The following is a 19,302-nucleotide window of genomic DNA, read 5'->3' as shown; positions in this document are numbered from 1 at the left end:
CTTGAGATTCTGCCGTAAAGCGGATGTATGTTGGTGATCTTTTATGGATCAGAGCATTTTATTCTGTGGTCATTTGTGATGAATTATGAGAGAAGGAGACGGGCATGGAGCACTTACGTTGTGTAGTTGAAAGAATTACATATCAGAATGCCGACAATGGCTACACGGTTCTGAAATGTGCGGTGAAGAATTACAGTGATCTTGTCACAGTAGTTGGCACGATGCCGGATACCCATGTTGGTTCTGTGCTGTCTCTGGAAGGTATGTGGAAGATGGATGCCAAATATGGGCGGCAGTTTTTGGTGGAGAAATTTGAGGAGACACATCCTGCTACAGTATATGGAATCGAAAAATATCTTGGTTCCGGTCTGGTGAAGGGCGTTGGTCCAAAGTTTGCAAAAAGAATTGTGGAAAAATTCGGGAAGGATACACTGGATGTTATTGAAGAGACACCAGATGAACTGCTCAAAGTATCAGGTATAGGAAAAGTACGTGTAGACCGGATCAAAACAAGCTGGCAGGAGCAGAAAGAGATCAAGAATATCATGCTTTTTCTGCAGAGTCATGAGGTCAGCACCTCTCATGCGACAAAGATTTTCAAGACGTATGGAAGTGAGAGCATTGCGATCGTAAAGGAGAACCCATACCGGCTTGCAGATGACATCTGGGGAATTGGATTTAAGACAGCGGATTCCATTGCACAGAAGATGGGGATTGACAAAGGTAAATTTGTCCGTCTGCGCAGTGGTATTTTTTATACATTGAATAAGCTGGCAGAAGCAGGTCATTGTTATACAACAAGAGAACAGCTGACTGGAAGGGCAAAGGAAGTTCTGGAAGTGGAAGAACCGGAGCTGGAGATCACCTTGGATGAGATGATCCGCACGAATGATGTGATCAGAGATGAAGCAGAAGATCGGGAAGCAATCTATCTGCCCCCATATTATTTTTCAGAAAGTGGCTGTGCAAAGCGGCTGCTTCGGTTGATGTCCTGTGGAAAGAAGAAATCTGAGGATACGGAAGAAATATTGAAGAAAGTAGCAGCTTCATCAGAAATTACTTATGACGAGATTCAGTGGCAGGCGGTAAAGACAGCGGTTTCTTCTAAGGTCATGGTGCTGACCGGTGGACCTGGAACCGGAAAGACTACAACAACTCTGGGAATTATTTCTGCATATAAGCAGGCTGGATGTCAGATCATTCTTGCTGCACCGACTGGAAGAGCAGCAAAGAGAATGTCAGAAGCAACTGGAATGGAAGCAAAAACGATTCACCGGTTATTGGAATATAAACCTCCGGAAGGCTATCAGAAAAATGAAGAACATCCGCTGGAAGGAGATGTGCTGATACTGGATGAATGTTCCATGATCGATATTATGCTGATGTATAATCTTTTAAAAGCATTGCCGCAGCAGATGTCTCTGATTCTGGTAGGCGACATTGATCAGCTGCCAAGTGTCGGAGCGGGCAATGTTCTCAGAGATATCATTGATTCCGGATGTGTTCCGGTAGTTCGTCTGACACGGATTTTCCGTCAGGCACAGGGAAGTCGGATCATCATAAATGCACACCGGATCAATAGAGGGGAAGGCATTGATATGAGAGGTGGGAAAGATGCCGACTTTTTCTTTGCCACCAAAGAGAGTAATCAGGAAGTGGTGGATACTATCGTCCAATATTGTAAGACGAACCTGCCGAGATACTATCATGTAGATCCACTGCAGGATATTCAGGTGCTGACTCCGATGCAGAGAGGCGAATGTGGGGCAGTAAATCTGAACCAGGTGCTGCAGGAAGCCATGAATCCGTCAAAGATCTTTCTGCGGAGAGGCGGCACACAGTACCGGCTGAAGGATAAGGTGATGCAGATCCGGAATGATTACGATAAGGAAGTATTTAACGGAGATATTGGGACTATCACAAAAGTTGACGTGGAAGAACGGGAACTGACAGTTCTCTTTGATGAACGGGAAGTAATTTATGATGTGACAGAGCTGGACGAACTGGCGCTTGCCTATGCAGTGACGATCCACAAATCCCAGGGAAGCGAATATCCAATCGTTGTCATGCCATTTACTATGAGTCATTTTGTCATGCTGCAGAGAAATCTCCTTTATACAGGTGTGACCAGGGCGAAAAAGATCCTGGTACTTGTCGGAGAGAAGAAAGCTGTGTATTATGCGATAAAAAATGAAACGACAACTGGCAGAAATACATGTCTGGCAAGACGTCTGCAGCCGAACAGCAAAGAAGCACAGGAAGTGAAGGCACAGCTTTTGAAAGAAGCAGTAGACGAGACAGTGAATGGGAACGGAAGTGACAGTAAGAAGATGATCGTCTATAAGGGCAGCATCCAGCCTTCTATGGTATGTGCGACACCGGCAGTTTATGAGGGAAATCTTTGGAAACGCCTGTCGCAGTCAAAGTTCAGAAGCAGTTTTTCCCTGAAGGCAAATGATCGGAGTTATGTATCAGAAAGGGGAATGGAGAAAGTACGTGAGCATGCCTGTGATTTTATCAGAAAGCGTCTTGCACCGGCAGAAATACCAAATGATGGAAAACAGACACCGATGAGAGGGCATCCGGTTTTTGTAGCCCAGCATGCCACAGCTACCTGTTGCAGGGGATGTCTGGAAAAATGGCATCGTATTCCGAAAGGACGGGAATTGACAGAAGCGGAGCAGGAATATATTGTAAATGTGATTATGGAATGGATCGGTCGGGAAATTCATTGAGAGAACGTCTCGGCTTTGGGGGCTGATTTCTATAGCCGCAACCCTTTAATATCTTTAACAAATGTAGCAAGAATTCTCCCACCTCTTCAGGTGGGGAGATGAATTGCACATCTGAGCATATCTGCTCAAAAAAATCTCTATAGTATAAAAGAAACACTTGTTCTCCCTTCCCTGATGTAGTATACTGAAAAAGAACAATTAGTTCATAAATACATATCCGTCGATATAAGAAAAAGGATGATAAATATAATGGAGTTAGACCATGAAAGATGCATTCTGGGGTCAGATATTCTGTCTGCTCAGTGCAGGCGGAGCAACGATTGAAACGATACGGCAGTATATAGAAAGCCAGGGTGAGAAGAATGAACCGCGCCGTAAAAATAAGGATTTATCCAAATAAAGAGCAGAGAGTTCAGATAGAGCAAACAATCGGCTGCAGCCGCTTTATCTATAACCAGATGCTTGCAGATAAGATCAGCTATTACCAGAAAGAAAAAAAGATGCTCCGGAACACACCGGCCGGATATAAAAAGGAATATCCATGGCTGAAGGAGGTGGATTCCCTTGCCCTGGCGAATGCGCAGCTGCATCTGGAAAGTGCGTTCCGGAAGTTTTTTCGGGAACCAGCCTGCGGATTTCCACGTTATAAATCAAAGAAGCATGCAAGAAATTCATATACGACCAATGCACTAAACGGAAATATCCTTTTGCAGGATACCCATCTGAAGCTTCCAAAGATGTCCGTCATAAAGATAAAACTTCACTGTCAGATTCCATCAGACTGGAAACTGAAGTCTGTAACTGTGAGCCGTGAGCCATCCGGGAAATATTTTGCCAGCCTTTTGTTCTGCTGTGAGAACCAAACAGTGGAAAAAAGACCGGCAGAGAGATTTCTTGGGATCGATTTTGCCATGCAGGGAATGTGTGTATTTTCTACAGGAGAAAGAGCCGGGTACCCTATGTTTTACAGAAAAGCAGAGAAAAAACTTGCAAGAGAACAGAGAAAGCTCTCCCACTGTGAAAAAGAAAGCCGGAACTATCAGAAACAGAAAAAAAGGGTAGCTTTATGTCATGAAAAGATAAAGAACCAGAGAAAAGATTTCCAGCATAAGCTCAGCAGGGAGCTTGCGGAAAGATATGATGCAGTATGTGTGGAAGATCTGAATCTGAAGGGAATGTCCGGAGGGCTGCACCTTGGGAAAGGTGTGCAGGATAACGGGTACGGGCAGTTTCTGTTCATGCTGGGATACAAGCTGGAAGAATGCGGAAAACATCTTATAAAAGTAGACCGTTATTTTGCATCCAGCAAGATCTGCAGTGTATGCGGACATAAGAAAAAGGAACTGGCATTGTCGGACAGAATGTATGTTTGTGAATGTGGAAATAGGATGGACCGGGATATGAATGCAGCAGTCAACATCCGTGAAGAAGGAAAAAGAATCTATAAAGAATGTGCCTGACGGCACAAGAAAAAAATCCGTAACCGGATAAACATAAAAAACAAAACCGCGGGACACGCGGGGATAGCCTGTTTTAGCTTTGCCCTAAAGGGTAATCGAGCAGGAAGCCCCCACTTCAAAATCGTAAGATTTAAGTGGTGGGAGCATGTCACTACGTGATAAGATCGTATTGCAGCTGCAGCTGATAACGCCGGGCAGTGTAGCAATAAGTGAAATTATGAAACCTGTGGAGGAATATGATAATGTCAAAAGATGAGTATTTGATCACAGATGCGCCTCTTAAAGCGCTGACGGTTTTTGCAATGCCAATGATTTTGGGCAGCTTTTTTCAGCAAATATACAATATGGCTGACTCTATCATCGTCGGCCAATTTGTTGGTTCCTCCGCACTTGCAGCTGTCGGGGCCTGTGCAGCGCTGACTAATGTTTTCATTTGTGTGGCACTGGGGGCAGGTGTCGGTGCCGGTGTGCTGGTGAGCCGCTATTTCGGTGCCAGGGAGTATGGAAAAATGAAGACCATCGTGTCAACATCCTTGTTTAGCTTTTTAATTCTAAGTATAGTCCTTGGGGTTTTTGGATTTTGCTTTTCCCACTGGATGATGAGTGTGTTACAAACCCCTGGCGATATACTGGATGATGCAGTGTTATATCTGCGGGTCTATTTCGTGGGATTTCCGTTTCTGTTTATGTATAACATTCTTTCCAATATGTTTACTTCCATAGGCGAATCAAAAATCCCGCTGGGGCTCCTGATATTTTCGTCAATCTTAAATATTTTTATGGATCTCTGGATGGTGGCCGGACTTGGTCTCGGTGTGTTTGGTGCAGCCCTTGCGACTCTTATAGCACAGGGAATTTCTGCGGTGTTTTCACTTTTGCTTTTCCTTAGCCGGATGCGTCGATATAAAAGTCGCTTTGACTGGTTTGACAGGCAGGAGTTACATTCCATGCTTCAAATTGCTGTACCTTCGGTTCTTCAGCAGTCTACAGTGTCCATCGGTATGATGATCGTACAGGCAGTTGTAAATCCCTTCGGTACACAGGCACTTGCGGGGTATGCGGCGACGATGCGGGTAGAGAATGTTTTTTCATTGATTTTTGTTTCTATTGGCAATGCGGTTTCCCCATATGTTTCCCAGAATCTTGGTGCAAAGAAAATTGAACGGATCAAAAAAGGATATTATGCTGCACTGGTGTTAGATCTATGTTTTGCAGTTCTTGCTTTTATAGTCATTGAAACACTGCACACGCAGATTTCCTCGCTATTCCTTGGTAAAGATGGAACTGCCCTGGCCTATCAGGTATCCGAGGGCTATATGAGATGGCTTGGTTACTTCTTCATCTTTATGGGAATCAAAATGGCAACCGATGGGGTTCTTCGTGGTCTTGGGATCATGCGCCCATTCCTCATTGCAAATATGGTGAACCTGGCGATCCGCCTGTCTGTTGCTTTGATCTGTGCACCGCGTTTTGGCATTGTATTTGTCTGGCTTGCTGTACCAGCCGGTTGGTTTGCAAATTTTTTAATATCCTATATGGCTCTCAGGAGATCATGGCCGACTGATAGCAGCACGGAAGAAGGGGATTACAGTTTGTAATATCCTGGCATACAGCACAGAACGTGTGGCACGTACTGCGATCATGATGATATTAAATCTGAGTTTTGCAATGCGGGTACAGATGAAGATGCTGGCATGCGGAAATCATGACAATTTTACCAGAAATCTTCAGGTTCCGCTCAATGCTGTATCAGGTCTATAGTATCTGGCAACAAAGTGATGATACAGCTTCCGGGTTTGCAGAGTAAAAAAATATAATTACAATCAATAAGTCAGTGCTTTGATATCTTCTTCCGATACAGCAGGAATAACATAAACAATAGAATTACTGGAAAAATAAGTCCGAATCCCATGCCGATCTTAATATTATTTCCAGCATTCTGAGTGATACGACCAACAATTCCAGGTCCAATGCTGCCACCTAAATCTCCTGCCATGGCAAGAAGAGAGAACATAGCCGTTCCACCTGTTGGAAAAGTTTTTGAGGAAATACTGATGGTTCCAGGCCACATGATTCCAACTGAAAATCCACATGCAATACAACCGATCAGTCCGATGATCGGGGTGGATGACAAAGCAGTAAGCAGATAACAGACAACGCATAATATGCCTGAACCACTCATAAACTTCATTAAATCTAACTGCTCTCCATATTTACCAAAAATTATACGGCTGATTCCCATTGTTACTGCAAACATACATGGACCTGTTAGATCTCCCAGAGCTTTTGATAATCCCAGTGCTGATTCTGCATAAGCAGATGCCCATTGAGCCATTGCAAGTTCAGAAGCTCCGGAACAGATCATCAGACATATTGCAACCCAGAAAAATGGCTTGGAAAACAGATCCTTAATTCCCATTCCAGAACCATTGTCAACCAGAGATTCAATGGGACAGGTCATGAAGTTATAAGTATTAATTGCAGGAATGATTGCCCATATTACGGCGAGCCACTTCCAACTGTCTATTCCAAATATCAGGAAAAATAAGCTGGAAATCAAAATTGTCCCAACAGCTCCCCAACAGTAAAACGAATGGAGCAGACTCATAGTTGCTTCTTTGTTTTCAAACGGACAGGCCTCGATAATAGGACTGCAAAGTACTTCTATTAAACCGCTTCCGATGGCATAAACAATAACACTACATATAATTCCAATAAAAGGATCAGGTAAAAAATCAGGTAAAAATGCCAGTCCAAGCAGACCCAATGCAGCAAATATTTCTGATGCAACAATGCACACACGATATCCGATATGATCTACGAATTTGGCACAGAACAGATCAACCAGAAGCTGTGTGAAAAAGAAGAAAGTGGATATCAGAGCAATGTTACCGAGAGAAATATGGTAGTCACTGTGAAATTTCAAAAAAAGAAGCGGTGCGAAGTTTGCCGCAATAGCCTGTGTGATAAATCCCATATAACAGGCTATTTTTGTCTTATGGTAGTTAGTTTTTTTTACAGCATTCATTTTTTATTTTCCTCTCCGAATGTTTTTAACAGTTTTATGTTCAATCTTCACATTCATCAATACTTCCACAAAAAAGTCTGTTCTGGGTGGTGCGGTTATTTCAATTTTGTCGCCCTCAATGTTGATCTCACTTTCATTCATCCATTTAAAAATCATAAGAATACCTCTTTTCTTTTTTACTTGATTATATAGCAAATATCAGATATATACATTGAATTAAATTGTAGAAATACTGTATAATATCGTAAAAAAGAAAGAACGTGATATGGGATGGATTATAATAAAATACTTACAGACGAGGAGTTCATGGAAATTAAACAGCATGGAAGCAGTGATTATCCATTCCAGTATTATTATGATAATCTGGAATTGTTTGATTTTCATTGTATTGAGTGGCACTGGCACAGAGAATTTGAGTTTTTATATGTCGAGTCCGGACAAGTTACATGCGGAATAGGAGAAAAACAGATTATATTGTCAGAAGGAGAAGCAATTTTTATTAATTCTAAAATATTGCACCGCTTTTACGCATCATCAGGTGGTATCATTCCTAACTTTGTATGTATGCCGGAATTTATTGCGCCGGAGAACAGCCTGATCTATAAGAAATATATCTTGCCAATCATTTCATCGAATATATATTTCCAGCGTTTTCAGCCTGATGAACTATGGCAAACAAAGATCATACAAACTATGATAAAAATAATGGAAATACAGAGGAATGAGAAAATAAGAGAACTTGCTACTTTGGCATTGCTGCAGGATTTATGGCTGACTTTTTATGAAAATGTAAAGTTATCTGATAAAGGAGATGTACAGACAGTGGATGAAGTTGCACAGAAAAGAGTGCAGTTGATCATGCAATATATACATGAAAACTATAATCGCAATTTGTCTCTGGATGAAATTGCTTCGTATATAGGAATCAGCAAAAGTACTGCACTTAATTTGTTCCACCGTTTTTTACATACTACACCGGTTAATTATCTGATAGGATATCGACTTCAGGCAGCTTCCTGGTTATTGAAAAATACGAATAAAAAAGTAAAAACGATCGCTTATGAAAGCGGATTTCATAACGTTGATTATTTTTGCAGATTGTTTAAAAAACGTTATCATTTAACTCCATCAGAATATCGCTGCACATGTTTAAAAGTGTTGGCGGCTGATCCGAGTCTTCAGACCTGTAAATAAAGCCGATGCAGGACTTTTGGAATCCTGTATCGGCTTTGTTGATTTTGTAAAGGCTTTGAAAAATTTATTTTACTGGTTCATCAGTGCTTTGATATCTTCTTCCGGTGTGGTGATAGGTGCAATACCATAATTTTCAACCAGAAAGTTCAGAATATTAGGAGAAAGGAACGCCGGAAGAGAAGGACCAAGACGGATATTTTTGATACCCAGATGCAGGAGGGTTAACAGGATACAGACTGCTTTCTGTTCATACCAGGAGAGTACGAAGGAAAGCGGAAGCTCATTTACAGAACATCCAAATGCATCTGCAAGTGCCACAGCAACCTGGATCGCACCATAAGCATCATTACACTGACCCATATCCATCAGTCGTGGAAGACCACCGATCTCTCCCAGATCGAGATCATTGAAACGGAATTTTCCACATGCCAGGGTGAGAACGATACTGTCAGAAGGTGTCTGCTTTACAAATTCCGTATAATAGTTTCGACCTGGCTTGGCACCATCACAGCCGGCAACCAAGAAGAAATGGCGGATCGCACCTGATTTTACGGCATTTACTACAGTACCTGCATGGGACAGGATGGCTGCATGACCAAAACCGGTTGTCACTTTTTTACCGCCGTTGATACCGGAGAACGTCCGATCTTCTTTGTAACCACCCAGCTCCAGTGCTTTTTCAATAAGCGGTGTGAAATCTTTCTTCTCGTCAATATGGACAGCTCCCGGGAAGGCAACCACTTCTGTTGTAAATACTCTGTCAGCGTAGCTGCTTTTTGGAGGCATCAGACAGTTGGTAGTGTAGAGGATAGGGGCCGGAAGATGGTCAAATTCTTTCTGCTGATTCTGCCATGCAGTTCCGAAATTGCCTTTCAGGTGAGAGTATTTCTTTAAGAATGGATAGGCATGGGCAGGGAGCATTTCACCATGTGTATAGATATTGATTCCTTTTCCCTCAGTCTGTTCAAGTAAAAGCTGCAGATCTTTCAGATCATGTCCGGTCACGACAATAAAAGGCCCTTTTTCTACCGTAAGTGTAACATCAGTTGGCTCTGGTGTTCCATAGGTTTCTGTATTTGCCTTATCAAGAAGTGCCATGCACTTCAGATTGATCTCTCCTGTTTTGAGTACTGTAGAAAGCAGTGCTTCTGTGCTTTCTTCATAACCGATCTTAGATAATGCCTCGCAGAAGAACCGATTCACTTCGGCATCTTCATAATTCAGAACATTTGCATGGTAGGCATAGGCAGCCATTCCGCGGATACCAAAGAGAATAAGAGATTTCAAGGAGCGGATATCTTCATTGGCATTCCACAGCTGCTGAAGATCATATTCCTCTGTTCTGCAGTTAGGAACCAGTCTTTCTTTTTCAGCTCTGACTTTTTGTATCATATTTTCGATTGCGGCATTGTCAAAACTTACATTTGTAACTGTAGTAAACAGTCCTTCGATTATGATCTGTCCGGTTCTTTTTGAAATAGTTTCCGTGCCGTCGGCAGCTTTAGCCAGACTGATCAATGCACCTGTCAGCTCATCCTGTAATTTCGCTGTATCTGCTTTTTTTCCGCAGACACCGGCATTTCCTGTACAGCCGGTACATCCGACTGTCTGTTCACACTGAAAACAAAACATTTTTTTATCCATTATTGTATTCTCCTTTTATTCTGTGATTTTTCCGAAGGATCTTTCTTATTATTTTATCCTCGGCCAGTAGTATTTATCCTTGGTTTCTGTTAGGAGTATAGTATAATAATTACAACGTGTATGTTTGATTTCCAACAGGAGGATTAATTTTGAAAAAATATTTACCCATTCTAAGAACGAGCCCTTTCTTTAAAGGTCTTACTGATAATGAGATATTATCCATACTGCATTGTGTAAATGCAGCAACGATCTCTAGAAAACGGGATTCTTATATTTTCAGAGCCGGAGACTCTACCGAAGTAATGGGACTTGTGGTGGCAGGCTGTGTTCTTGTTATTCAGGAAGACCTGTGGGGACATCGGAATATTCTGTCAAAATGTCATGCAGGAGATTTTTTTGGTGAACCATATGCAGCAAGTCCGGGAGCTGTTCTGAATGTCAGTGTGGTAGCAGACGAAGATTGTGAGATTATTTTATTAAATGTTCAAAGGCTTCTGGTTTCCTGCCCAATAGTATGTGAGCATCATCAGAAGCTGATCCGTAACCTGGTCGGTGTCCTGGCAAATAAGATCCTGATCCTCAACGATAAGATCACACATGTGGGCAAGCGAACGACAAGGGATAAGCTGTTGTCCTATCTGTCGTCGGTATCTATCAGACAGGCATCGTTATCCTTTGATATTCCTTTTGACCGGCAGCAGCTGGCAGATTATCTTTGCATTGACCGTGCGGCAATGTCTTCGGAGATATCAAAGCTGCAAAAAGAAGGGCTTATAAAAACAAACAGAAACCATTTTGAGCTGACTGTCTGTAATGATACGGATTCAGGAATAAAAATGTGATATACATCACGGAAAACGATAAACTTTTTCATTATAATGCAAAAGGAAAGTGAGACTGCTTAAAGAGATTTTATTGTTATAAGCGTTCACACGATGGTATTATGGTGTATGTATAAAGAATCTATGAAATCAGTTATTGAAAAACAGGAGGAAAAAAATGTTCATCAGAAAAGCAGAAGAAAAAGATATTCCGAGGATCCTGGAATTGTTAGGACAGGTGCTGCAGATCCATGCAGATATAAGGCCTGATATTTTTATTCCGGGCACAACAAAATATACGACAGACGAATTGACAGAGCTTTTGAAAAATGAAGAAAAGCCAGTATATGTTGCAGCGGATGAGGCTGATGTTTGTGTGGGGTATGCATTTTGTCAATTAAAGGAGCAGCCTTTTTCAAACAATATGGTACCGTTTAAATCTCTTTTTATAGATGACCTGTGTGTCGATCAGGAGACACGAGGACAGCATATTGGGGAAAGCCTGTTTGAATATGTAAAAAAAGAAGCAAAGCAGCTGGGATGCTATGAAGTGACATTGAATGTGTGGGCAGGAAATACTTCAGCAGAAAAATTTTATGAAAAAATGGGAATGCGGACAAAAGAAAGGCAGATGGAATACATATTATAAGATGTTGAATTGTTCAGGAAAAAAACAGCCGGCTAAGATACAGACTGAGATGTCTGTACCTTAGCCGGAAAATTTATCACTGTAATGAACATGCATAGCTTCCCAGTCCATAAACAATACATAAAATACTCTTCCGTATTGCTGGCTGTCTACAATCCTTCCGTGATCAAGAACAGAAAGGTAAGTGCCGTCTGCTTTTCGAAGATGAAAGTGGATATAGTCATTGTTATTGCCGGCATCGATCTGTTTCCAGATGCTTGTTTCTATCTGCTGTTGTTCATCTTCCCTGATCAGGTTGTGGAAGCTTTTCCTTGTAAGGCTGAAGAGTTCATCTATATTTTTATATCCGGTCATTTGAAGGAACTCATGGTTTGCATACAGGAGTTCATCATCATCTTTGTCCGCTCTGTATATGATAAATGCACCCGGAAGGTGTTCAGAGATATCCTTGAATGCAAATCCGAGCTGTTTGCGGACTCCTGACCGGAGCCCCTCCCTGTAAGCCATACATCCGTTTTTTCCGTGAAGCTTTATTTCATAAAGTGCTGCATCTGCACAGCGCATAAGCTGTGAACGGCTGGATGCAAAGGTTGGATATTCTGCATATCCGAGAGAAATAAAAAACGGATATTCTTTTCCCTTGCATGAAAATGTCTTTGGAAGCTTGGTAAATTGCAGCAGCAGTTCTCCCGCTTCTTTATAGGTATGATCCGGCAGAAGAATGCAGAACTCATCGCCACCGTTTCTTCCCAGTAATGTGTTTTTTGGGAAAAAAGCCTTCATGCTATCTGTAAGACTCTTTAGTGCCCTGTCTCCATAGACATGTCCGTAAATATCATTAATAAACTTAAAGTCATCAATATCAAGGAGTGCGGCCACAAAATGCGTTTTTGGATTTTTAGTGATCATCCTTTCGGCTAATTCATCAAATCCATAGCGGTTGTAAATATCGGTGAGAGAATCTGTGTGTGCCAGTATTTGAAATTTGTTTTTATTTTCTTTCGATACTAACCATACCCGGGTAAGACCTGAGAAAAGTAAAACGACAGTAGTAAACATTCCGCCGACGATTATCAGTAATCTAAGGTCTCTCCATCCGCTTTCAGGAGCTACTTCTAATTTCCAGTTCTCTTCCCCTATCGTAAAACCATAAGAAACAGTATGAGTTAATTGGTCGTCTGACTGATAAACAACTTTATAAGTATCGCTCCAGGGAGCGTCGGTTTTTGAGAGTCTGTATTCATATCCGAAATCCGAAAGTGCACTGATCGCATCTGAAAAAATGTCAGGAACACGCAGGATAACAATGGTAAATCCCCAGAAATATTCCTGGTTGTTTTCATCTTTCAGGTAGACTGGATTGCGGACAGCAATTCCACAGCCGCCCCGTTTTAAATCGAAAGGACCTTGTGTAATGATCACGTGATTGTCTCTTGCGTAACAGGAAATTTTGCTGCAATCTTTATCCTGGAGCAGATCGATCTTACTCGCTTCCGTTCCCTCAGAAGGATAAATATCTGTTACATTACCATCTGGAGCAAGCTGTATGCTTTCAATAACGTCAGACATAATATTTTCCGCAATTGTGTCAAACTGACTGATCTTTCCGTTTTCACTGATCAGGACCTGCTTTAGCGTATCTGTGATCGCAATTCCATTTGTAATCTCATTTTTTATACGTTCGCCGTAGGTTGTTGCATTTAATTGTGCTTTTATGTGTTGTTGTTCAGTTTCATGTGAGTCTATTTTGTATACAATTAAACCAACAAGGCATATGCCCAGTAAAAAAACGATAAGAGGTACAATTGTTTTTTTCTTCACCTGGTTCACCTCGTTTTATTAGTTTCGCAATAAAATATTATATCATAGAAGTGAAAAAATAGAATGATTTTTTGCGTTAAAGTGATATTGTTTTTTTTATGTACAATGGAAATATGACCAGAGGGTGAAATATAGTATACAATTGAGGATTATATTGGAAAGAGTACTGAAAAAACCTCGCGGTTTTGTAGGGTATATGATATACTGTTCTTTATAAGTAAATATCTTATCGGAATTCACGGAGGATCTGACCGATGCTGAATAAAAAAGATTTTTTAAAATATGCATCAAAATTAGCATTTCCGATCATGATCCAAAATCTGATCGGAACATTGGTAAATGTTGCGGATACTGTAATGCTGGGATATGTAAGCCAGACTGCCATGTCAGCTTCATCTCTTGCCAACCAGTACACATTTATTCTTTTCTGTTTGTATTATGGCATGGCTACAGGTACTTCGGTTTTATGTGCCCAGTACTGGGGAAAGGGTGATAAAAAGACAGTAGAAAAGATTCTCGGCCTGGCGGAGCGGATCTCACTGATCGTTTCTCTTGTATTTTTCGTTATCTCCTTTTCCATGCCGACTACGATCATGAAGATTTTTACAAACAGTCCGGATACGATTGCTGCCGGCAGCGAGTATTTGAAGGTGGTCTCATTTTCCTTTATGTTTATGGGCTTCTCTCAGGTTTTCATGAGTGCCCTTCGAAGTGTCGGAAAAATAATGCTGCCTTCTGTTACATACATTGTATCGCTTTGCGTCAATGTATTTTGTAATGCCACCTTTATCTTTGGCCTGTTTGGACTTCCAAAGCTTGGTGTTACCGGTGTTGCCCTTGGTACTGTTATTGCCAGGATCGCAGAGGTATTGATCTGTCTCATCTATTCATTAAACAGCTCCGATGTCAGATTTCGGATAAAATATTTCTGTGCGAAATCCGGTATTCTGTTCAGGGACTTTATGAAAATTGCTTCTCCGGCTGTGATAAATGATGTTGTCTGGAGCTTTGCCAGTTCAGCGTTCGCAGCGATCCTTGGCCACATTGGCGATGATATGGTTGCCGCAAATGCCGTTGCTGTTATGGTGGTAAACATTGGTGCCATCGCCTGTCGCGGTTTTGCCAATGCTACTACCATCATTATCAGCCAGGAGCTTGGTAAAGATCACAAGGACACAGCCAGAGAATATGGGAAACGTATGCTGAGAATAACAATTATCGTAAGTCTCATCGGATGTGCCATTATTCTGGCAGTCCGCCCTATGATACTGGACTTCTACCGGGATAAACTGACAGAGACAGCCATTTATTATCTTGGTATTTTTATAATCATGACAACCTGGCGTCTTGTAGGAGAGGGTATCAATACCTGTCTTATATGCGGATGCTTCAGAGGAGGTGGCGATTCCAGGTTCGGAATGATCGTAGATTCCATATTTATGTGGCTTGTTGCAGTTCCTCTCACCTTCCTTGCAGCATATGTTTTAAAACTGCCGCCTGTCTGGGTATATTTTATAATGACCCTGGATGAGTTCGAAAAAATGCCTGTGGTGTTCATCCACTATTTCAGAAATAAATGGCTTACGAACATTACCAGAGATTTTGACTGATTATGTAACTAAGCAGGAGGTTTTTATAGAAATGAAATACTTTGAGGCAAAAATGTCTTATCCTCAATTTTTAAAATATCTGGTCCCATCAGTGCTGACCATGATCTTTTTATCATTTTATACAACGATAGATGGATTTTTTGTATCACGGTATGCAGGCTCTGACGCGCTTGCAGGAATTAATATTGTTATTCCGATCACCTGTGTTATTTTCGGAACATCTGTCATGCTTGCAACGGGATCAGGTGCCATTATAGGAGAGAGGATGGGACAAAAAAGAGAACAGGAAGCAAATGAGATATTTACTTTTATAACGATCGTGCTGTTCGTACTTTCGGTTGCTTTTACAGTTGTGGGAATCCTTTTCCTGAAACCGATCTGTATTTTTTTGGGAAGCAGTGAGCGCCTGATGGAGCATGTGGTGCCATACGCATTTGTCATATTTTTAGGATCGGTTCCGATGTCATTCAAGCTATTTTTCGAATATCTTGTGAGGACGGATGGGAGATCGTATATCGGAATGATCATGTCTCTGACCGGTCTGGCTTTTAATATTGTTTTCGACTATATTTTTGTGGCTATATTCGGACTGGGAACGCTTGGAGCCGCGTGGGGAACATTTCTCTCCATTACAGTAAGTATGTTGATAGGCTTTATTTATTTCCTGAAATACAGCCATATAAGGTTTTGCAGACCGAAGGCAGATGGGAGTGTTCTTCTGAAATCCTGCACTAATGGAAGCAGTGAAATGCTGACGGAGATGTCTACCGGGATCACTACATTTTTATTTAACCTTATTATCATGCAATATTTTGGTGAAGATGGAGTTGCGGCTGTGACGATCATTATGTATATTTACTATTTCTTCATCGCTTTTTATATGGGAATTGCCGTTGCAGCGGCTCCGATCATAAGCTATAATTATGGCTCTGAAAATCATGACAAGATCAGAGAAATAACACGATATAGTTTTATTACGATTGCCATCAGTTCAGTATTGATCCTCACAGTATCACTTGTATTTGGAAAACAGATCATCCATTTATTCGTCGGGAACGGAAATGTATTTACATTGACATGGGATGGCCTGAAGCTGTTTAGTCCGGTTTTCCTGTTTATTGGTTTAAATGTATTTCTTTCCGGATACTTTACTGCCCTGGGAAATGGTTTTATTTCGGCATTGATCTCATCAATGCGTTCTTTGATCCTGGTGGCCGTGTTCATACTGATCCTTCCGAAGCTTATAGGTGTGGCCGGTGTCTGGATGACGATGCCGCTGGCGGAAGCCGTGACTATTTTTATAGCTGTTTATCTGTATCGAACATACGGGAAAAGTTTCATGCAGGAAAATTCCAGAGCCATGTCTTAATGATATTTTGCAAAACTCTAACGAAAAAGAGGCCGTCAAGTACGGCCTCTTTTTTCGTTATGGCTTTATCATGTCATGGGAGTATTTATAACTCCTGTGGAGATATTTTCAGGTATTCATAGGATGGCTGGAAATCATGGCTGTCACACTGACGGTAATATTGGGTGAAAATACGTTCTATGATATCAGGGATATGCGTTTCATCAGGTTCAAACAGTATGATGAGATACTGCAGGGAACTGTAGCGTGTACAGATATCCACACGGCGGATATTCTGCCGGATGGCTTATTCCATATATTCCAGAGCCTGCTCAATGGATTCGATATCAGGAACCGTATCCACAAGTGTCTCGATGGTGATCATCGCCAGATAACATCTGCACTGGCTGCGTGTGACAAGCTGACTTATGTATTCATACTGTCGTGCGAAATCCCGGTAATTCAGATCAAGAGCACCTACATAGATGCCGCTTTTCTGAAGGGACTCTGCCACAAGCTCCAGATCTTTTCCGGAACCGGATGCCGCAAGAGTGCTGCGGTCGATCTGCTGGTAGAAAAAGAACTGGTTTTTGCCGTTTTGTTTTACGTAATACAGAGCTTTATCTGCTTTGGAATAGCAGTCCTCAAAGGAATCATCGGTGCTGCACAGACACAGTCCTGCGGACAGTGTGGCAAAACGGAGTTCCGGATCATCGGTAGTGATGGTGTGAAATTTCTGGAACAGATCGTCCATCTGCAGAGACAGGGAACCAGGATCTGTGTCCGGAAGGAACATCAGGAATTCATCGCCTCCAAGTCTGCAGGAAATCCCCTGATCTGCCCGTTTCTGAAGCAGCTTTCCAAGACATTTCAGCGCACGGTCGCCGGCTTTGTGGCCATAGATGTCGTTGATCTTTTTCAGGTTGTCCATATCAAGGAATATCAGACATCCATCATGCGTCTGCATAAATTCTGCGGTAAGACGTTCGCCCAGGTTGCGCATGGGAAGACCGGTAAGGAAATCATAGCTTTTTGCATCTTCCTGGCTTTTTATGGTGGCCATTATGTCAGAGATGAATTTGCTGACGGTAAGCTGCATATCCGGAAGGTTATAGGTGTCCGGTTCTTCCTGGGAAGGATCCCACTGAGGCAGTCGCTTTTCATTGAGCAGTTTCAGAAAAATGTCGGTGATCTTCGGGTCGAACTGTGTACCACGGTTTTTACGGAATTCTTCGTAAACAACTTCCGGTGGAAGCGCATTACGGTAGATTCGACGGGAGTTCATGGCATCGTAGCAATCTGCAACAGCCACGATGCGGGCATGGATGGGGATCTCTGTTCCGGCCAGTCCGTCCGGATAGCCTTTTCCGTCATAACGTTCATGGTGACTTCTTGCGATTTCTGCCGCATGAGGGATCAGGGTTATGTCCTTTAGGATCTCGGCACCGATAACGGTGTGTTTTTTTATAAGGTTGTATTCATCATCAGTCAGCTGTGCAGGTTTGTTCAGGAACGGATCCGGGATACCGATCTTACCGATATCGTGAAGGTGAGTAGCACGTTTCAGATTCAGGATTTCCTCCGGCGTCCAGCCCAGCTCCTCTGCGATCAGGGCTGCATATTGTGCAACCCGGTAGGAATGGCCGCGGGTGTACGCATCCTTTGCCTCAATGGTGGTGGAAAGGGTCTGTATCATCTGCAGAGACATTTTTTCATTCTGTTCCTGGTTTTTGCGGATTTCGCTCTGCTGGCGTTTCAGTTCTATATCCTGGATATTTTTGATGGCTCTTACAATATTGACAAAAAGCAGGATCAACATGCCGGCGCCCACAAACAGTCCGGACATCAATGTGACAAAGTATGCAGAGGTTGCTTCAACGGCAATACACAGGATCGCTGTCAGCAGACCAACGAGCAAAAGCCGGTCGGCCCTGTTTTTTTCGGTGCGTATATATTGGAAAAGGTGTACAAATATTGTGGTAACGGTGATAGCCAGGATTCCGTGGCTTACAGGCATGGTTTCGATATAATCTGCGATACCGGCAGCAGTGAGGATCGTACAGACTGCAAAATTTACCATTGCGATGCTTCCAAGACAGACATAAAATCTGTGATGCAGCCCTTTCTGGAGACTGTCCGCAAAAAACAGGATCGGGAGCGGACACAAAAGGATCATAACGAAACACAGAGATCCGAGAGCGGAAGCGTTGGGGACCAGGAACTGACGGAGCTTGGACTCACCCAGCATCCAGACTGCGCCCATAACCATGCACCATCCAAGATATTCCATGTCAAATCGTGTATGATAGACCAGTCCCAGAGCGAAACTGAACAGGATCGTGACGATTCCGGAAAACAGGATAAAAAAAGCAATGTAGGTTTCCAGTCCGTATCTGCTGAAAATATATATCCAGATATCTGCCTTGTCTCCGCAGTAAACAGGATTGACAACTCCGGTGTAATTGGAGGTGTAGGTGGTTAGTTCAATACGGAGCTCTTTGCCGGCATCGGAAGCATAAACCGGGCAGAAAACATAACGGCTGGCGGAGTTTTTGCCCACAAGCCTTGTTTTATGCGTGGAGTAGCTGGTCCTGAGGTTGTCCCCTACATAAAAATCCACATCCTGCAGGGAAGAACGGATGGCAAAGCAGGTATCTGTAAGATCAGCGGGAAGCTGGATGGTGAGGACCATCGTGTCACCGACGGGAACCTTGTAGGTGCCCGGAACGGAGATTTCCTGGGTGGTTCCATCCGGTTTCTGCCAGGTAACGGTACCGGAATAGATCACAGAGGCTGCTGAAGCGTCGGAAGAACGTTCATCTGCACCAAAAATCTGCATAAAAATGAACCAGCCAAGGATGGTGAACATCAGAATATAAAAGAAATATCTTTTTCCCTGGTTAAAGGTTTCTGTTTTTTCTTTCATGGTAATATGTCTCCTTATAATGGGAAAGGATTAGTTTGTAAATTGAAAAACTCCTATAGATCAATT

General features: G+C 42.4%; 13 protein-coding genes and 1 pseudogene. 9 read left to right on the top strand and 5 right to left on the bottom strand.

The features are described 5' to 3' along the window. Positions 1-104 precede the first annotated feature (104 nt). From recD2 to CCC17_RS04645, 4 genes and pseudogenes are all read left to right on the top strand, one after another. Entirely contained in the window at positions 105-2,735 is a 2,631-nt protein-coding gene (recD2, locus tag CCC17_RS04655) for an SF1B family DNA helicase RecD2 (protein WP_287082602.1), read from the top strand. Positions 2,736-3,000: 265 nt separating this feature from the next. After that, positions 3,001-3,135: pseudogene (locus tag CCC17_RS15175) on the top strand (hypothetical protein); the annotation flags it as partial. Beyond that, positions 3,098-4,195 carry an RNA-guided endonuclease TnpB family protein gene (locus CCC17_RS04650; protein WP_287082601.1) on the top strand — a complete coding sequence of 366 codons (1,098 nt, stop codon included), beginning with the start codon at positions 3,098-3,100 and terminating at the stop codon, positions 4,193-4,195. The pseudogene CCC17_RS15175 and the gene CCC17_RS04650, both read left to right, overlap by 38 nt. A 242-nt stretch (positions 4,196-4,437) precedes the next feature. Then, on the top strand, positions 4,438-5,793 hold the full coding sequence (locus CCC17_RS04645; protein WP_173741643.1) for an MATE family efflux transporter: 1,356 nt from the start codon (positions 4,438-4,440) through the stop codon (positions 5,791-5,793). Positions 5,794-6,026: 233 nt separating this feature from the next. Here the strand turns inward: CCC17_RS04645 and CCC17_RS04640 are convergent, their stop codons facing one another. Beyond that, on the bottom strand, positions 6,027-7,223 hold the full coding sequence (locus CCC17_RS04640) for an MFS transporter (protein WP_287082599.1): 1,197 nt from the start codon (positions 7,221-7,223) through the stop codon (positions 6,027-6,029). A 3-nt stretch (positions 7,224-7,226) separates the two neighbouring features. Further along, complete coding sequence (locus CCC17_RS04635; RefSeq protein ID WP_015526448.1) at positions 7,227-7,379, bottom strand: hypothetical protein; 153 nt, start codon at positions 7,377-7,379, stop codon at positions 7,227-7,229. A gap of 150 nt (positions 7,380-7,529) precedes the next feature. Between CCC17_RS04635 and CCC17_RS04630 the strand changes: the two genes are divergently transcribed. Continuing rightward, positions 7,530-8,417 (top strand): AraC family transcriptional regulator, encoded by an 888-nt coding sequence (locus tag CCC17_RS04630; RefSeq protein WP_242872583.1) that lies wholly within the window; start codon positions 7,530-7,532, stop codon positions 8,415-8,417. A 69-nt stretch (positions 8,418-8,486) separates the two neighbouring features. Here CCC17_RS04630 and hcp read toward each other — a convergent pair whose 3' ends face one another. Next, positions 8,487-10,061 (bottom strand): hydroxylamine reductase, encoded by a 1,575-nt coding sequence (gene hcp / locus CCC17_RS04625; RefSeq protein ID WP_287082597.1) that lies wholly within the window; start codon positions 10,059-10,061, stop codon positions 8,487-8,489. 149 nt (positions 10,062-10,210) lie between these two features. Here hcp and CCC17_RS04620 point away from each other — a divergent pair, with 149 nt between their 5' ends. Next, on the top strand, positions 10,211-10,903 hold the full coding sequence (locus CCC17_RS04620; RefSeq protein ID WP_022427006.1) for a Crp/Fnr family transcriptional regulator: 693 nt from the start codon (positions 10,211-10,213) through the stop codon (positions 10,901-10,903). Between the two features lie 157 nt (positions 10,904-11,060). Continuing rightward, positions 11,061-11,531 (top strand): GNAT family N-acetyltransferase, encoded by a 471-nt coding sequence (locus tag CCC17_RS04615; RefSeq protein ID WP_022427007.1) that lies wholly within the window; start codon positions 11,061-11,063, stop codon positions 11,529-11,531. 60 nt (positions 11,532-11,591) lie between these two features. Here the strand turns inward: CCC17_RS04615 and CCC17_RS04610 are convergent, their stop codons facing one another. Further along, on the bottom strand, positions 11,592-13,352 hold the full coding sequence (locus tag CCC17_RS04610; RefSeq protein ID WP_129975199.1) for a diguanylate cyclase domain-containing protein: 1,761 nt from the start codon (positions 13,350-13,352) through the stop codon (positions 11,592-11,594). Positions 13,353-13,606: 254 nt separating this feature from the next. Between CCC17_RS04610 and CCC17_RS04605 the strand changes: the two genes are divergently transcribed. Together CCC17_RS04605 and CCC17_RS04600 are read left to right on the top strand one after the other, a co-directional pair. Continuing rightward, positions 13,607-14,962 (top strand): MATE family efflux transporter, encoded by a 1,356-nt coding sequence (locus CCC17_RS04605; RefSeq protein ID WP_015526443.1) that lies wholly within the window; start codon positions 13,607-13,609, stop codon positions 14,960-14,962. 31 nt (positions 14,963-14,993) lie between these two features. Continuing rightward, on the top strand, positions 14,994-16,331 hold the full coding sequence (locus tag CCC17_RS04600; RefSeq protein WP_287082596.1) for an MATE family efflux transporter: 1,338 nt from the start codon (positions 14,994-14,996) through the stop codon (positions 16,329-16,331). Between the two features lie 286 nt (positions 16,332-16,617). On the opposite strand, the gene CCC17_RS04595 is transcribed toward CCC17_RS04600, so the two are convergent. Next, a complete protein-coding gene (locus tag CCC17_RS04595) occupies positions 16,618-19,236 on the bottom strand; it encodes an HD domain-containing phosphohydrolase (protein ID WP_287082594.1) in 2,619 nt (872 codons plus the stop codon). Positions 19,237-19,302 lie beyond the last annotated feature (66 nt).

It is taken from the genome of Blautia sp. LMAG:36 (assembly GCF_008680535.1).
Classification (GTDB): domain Bacteria; phylum Bacillota; class Clostridia; order Lachnospirales; family Lachnospiraceae; genus Blautia_A; species Blautia_A fusiformis.
This window is presented reverse-complemented; position numbering and strand designations above follow the sequence as displayed.

Excerpts from the sequence above, each read along its gene's own strand:
- recD2 (WP_287082602.1), top strand. The coding sequence starts at position 105 with ATGGAGCACTTACGTTGTGTAGTTGAAAGAATTACATATCAGAATGCC.
- CCC17_RS04650 (WP_287082601.1), top strand. The coding sequence starts at position 3,098 with ATGAACCGCGCCGTAAAAATAAGGATTTATCCAAATAAAGAGCAGAGA.
- CCC17_RS04645 (WP_173741643.1), top strand. The coding sequence starts at position 4,438 with ATGTCAAAAGATGAGTATTTGATCACAGATGCGCCTCTTAAAGCGCTG.
- CCC17_RS04640 (WP_287082599.1), bottom strand. The coding sequence starts at position 7,223 with ATGAATGCTGTAAAAAAAACTAACTACCATAAGACAAAAATAGCCTGT.
- CCC17_RS04635 (WP_015526448.1), bottom strand. The coding sequence starts at position 7,379 with ATGATTTTTAAATGGATGAATGAAAGTGAGATCAACATTGAGGGCGAC.
- CCC17_RS04630 (WP_242872583.1), top strand. The coding sequence starts at position 7,530 with ATGGAAATTAAACAGCATGGAAGCAGTGATTATCCATTCCAGTATTAT.
- hcp (WP_287082597.1), bottom strand. The coding sequence starts at position 10,061 with ATGGATAAAAAAATGTTTTGTTTTCAGTGTGAACAGACAGTCGGATGT.
- CCC17_RS04615 (WP_022427007.1), top strand. The coding sequence starts at position 11,061 with ATGTTCATCAGAAAAGCAGAAGAAAAAGATATTCCGAGGATCCTGGAA.
- CCC17_RS04605 (WP_015526443.1), top strand. The coding sequence starts at position 13,607 with ATGCTGAATAAAAAAGATTTTTTAAAATATGCATCAAAATTAGCATTT.
- CCC17_RS04600 (WP_287082596.1), top strand. The coding sequence starts at position 14,994 with ATGAAATACTTTGAGGCAAAAATGTCTTATCCTCAATTTTTAAAATAT.
- CCC17_RS04595 (WP_287082594.1), bottom strand. The coding sequence starts at position 19,236 with ATGAAAGAAAAAACAGAAACCTTTAACCAGGGAAAAAGATATTTCTTT.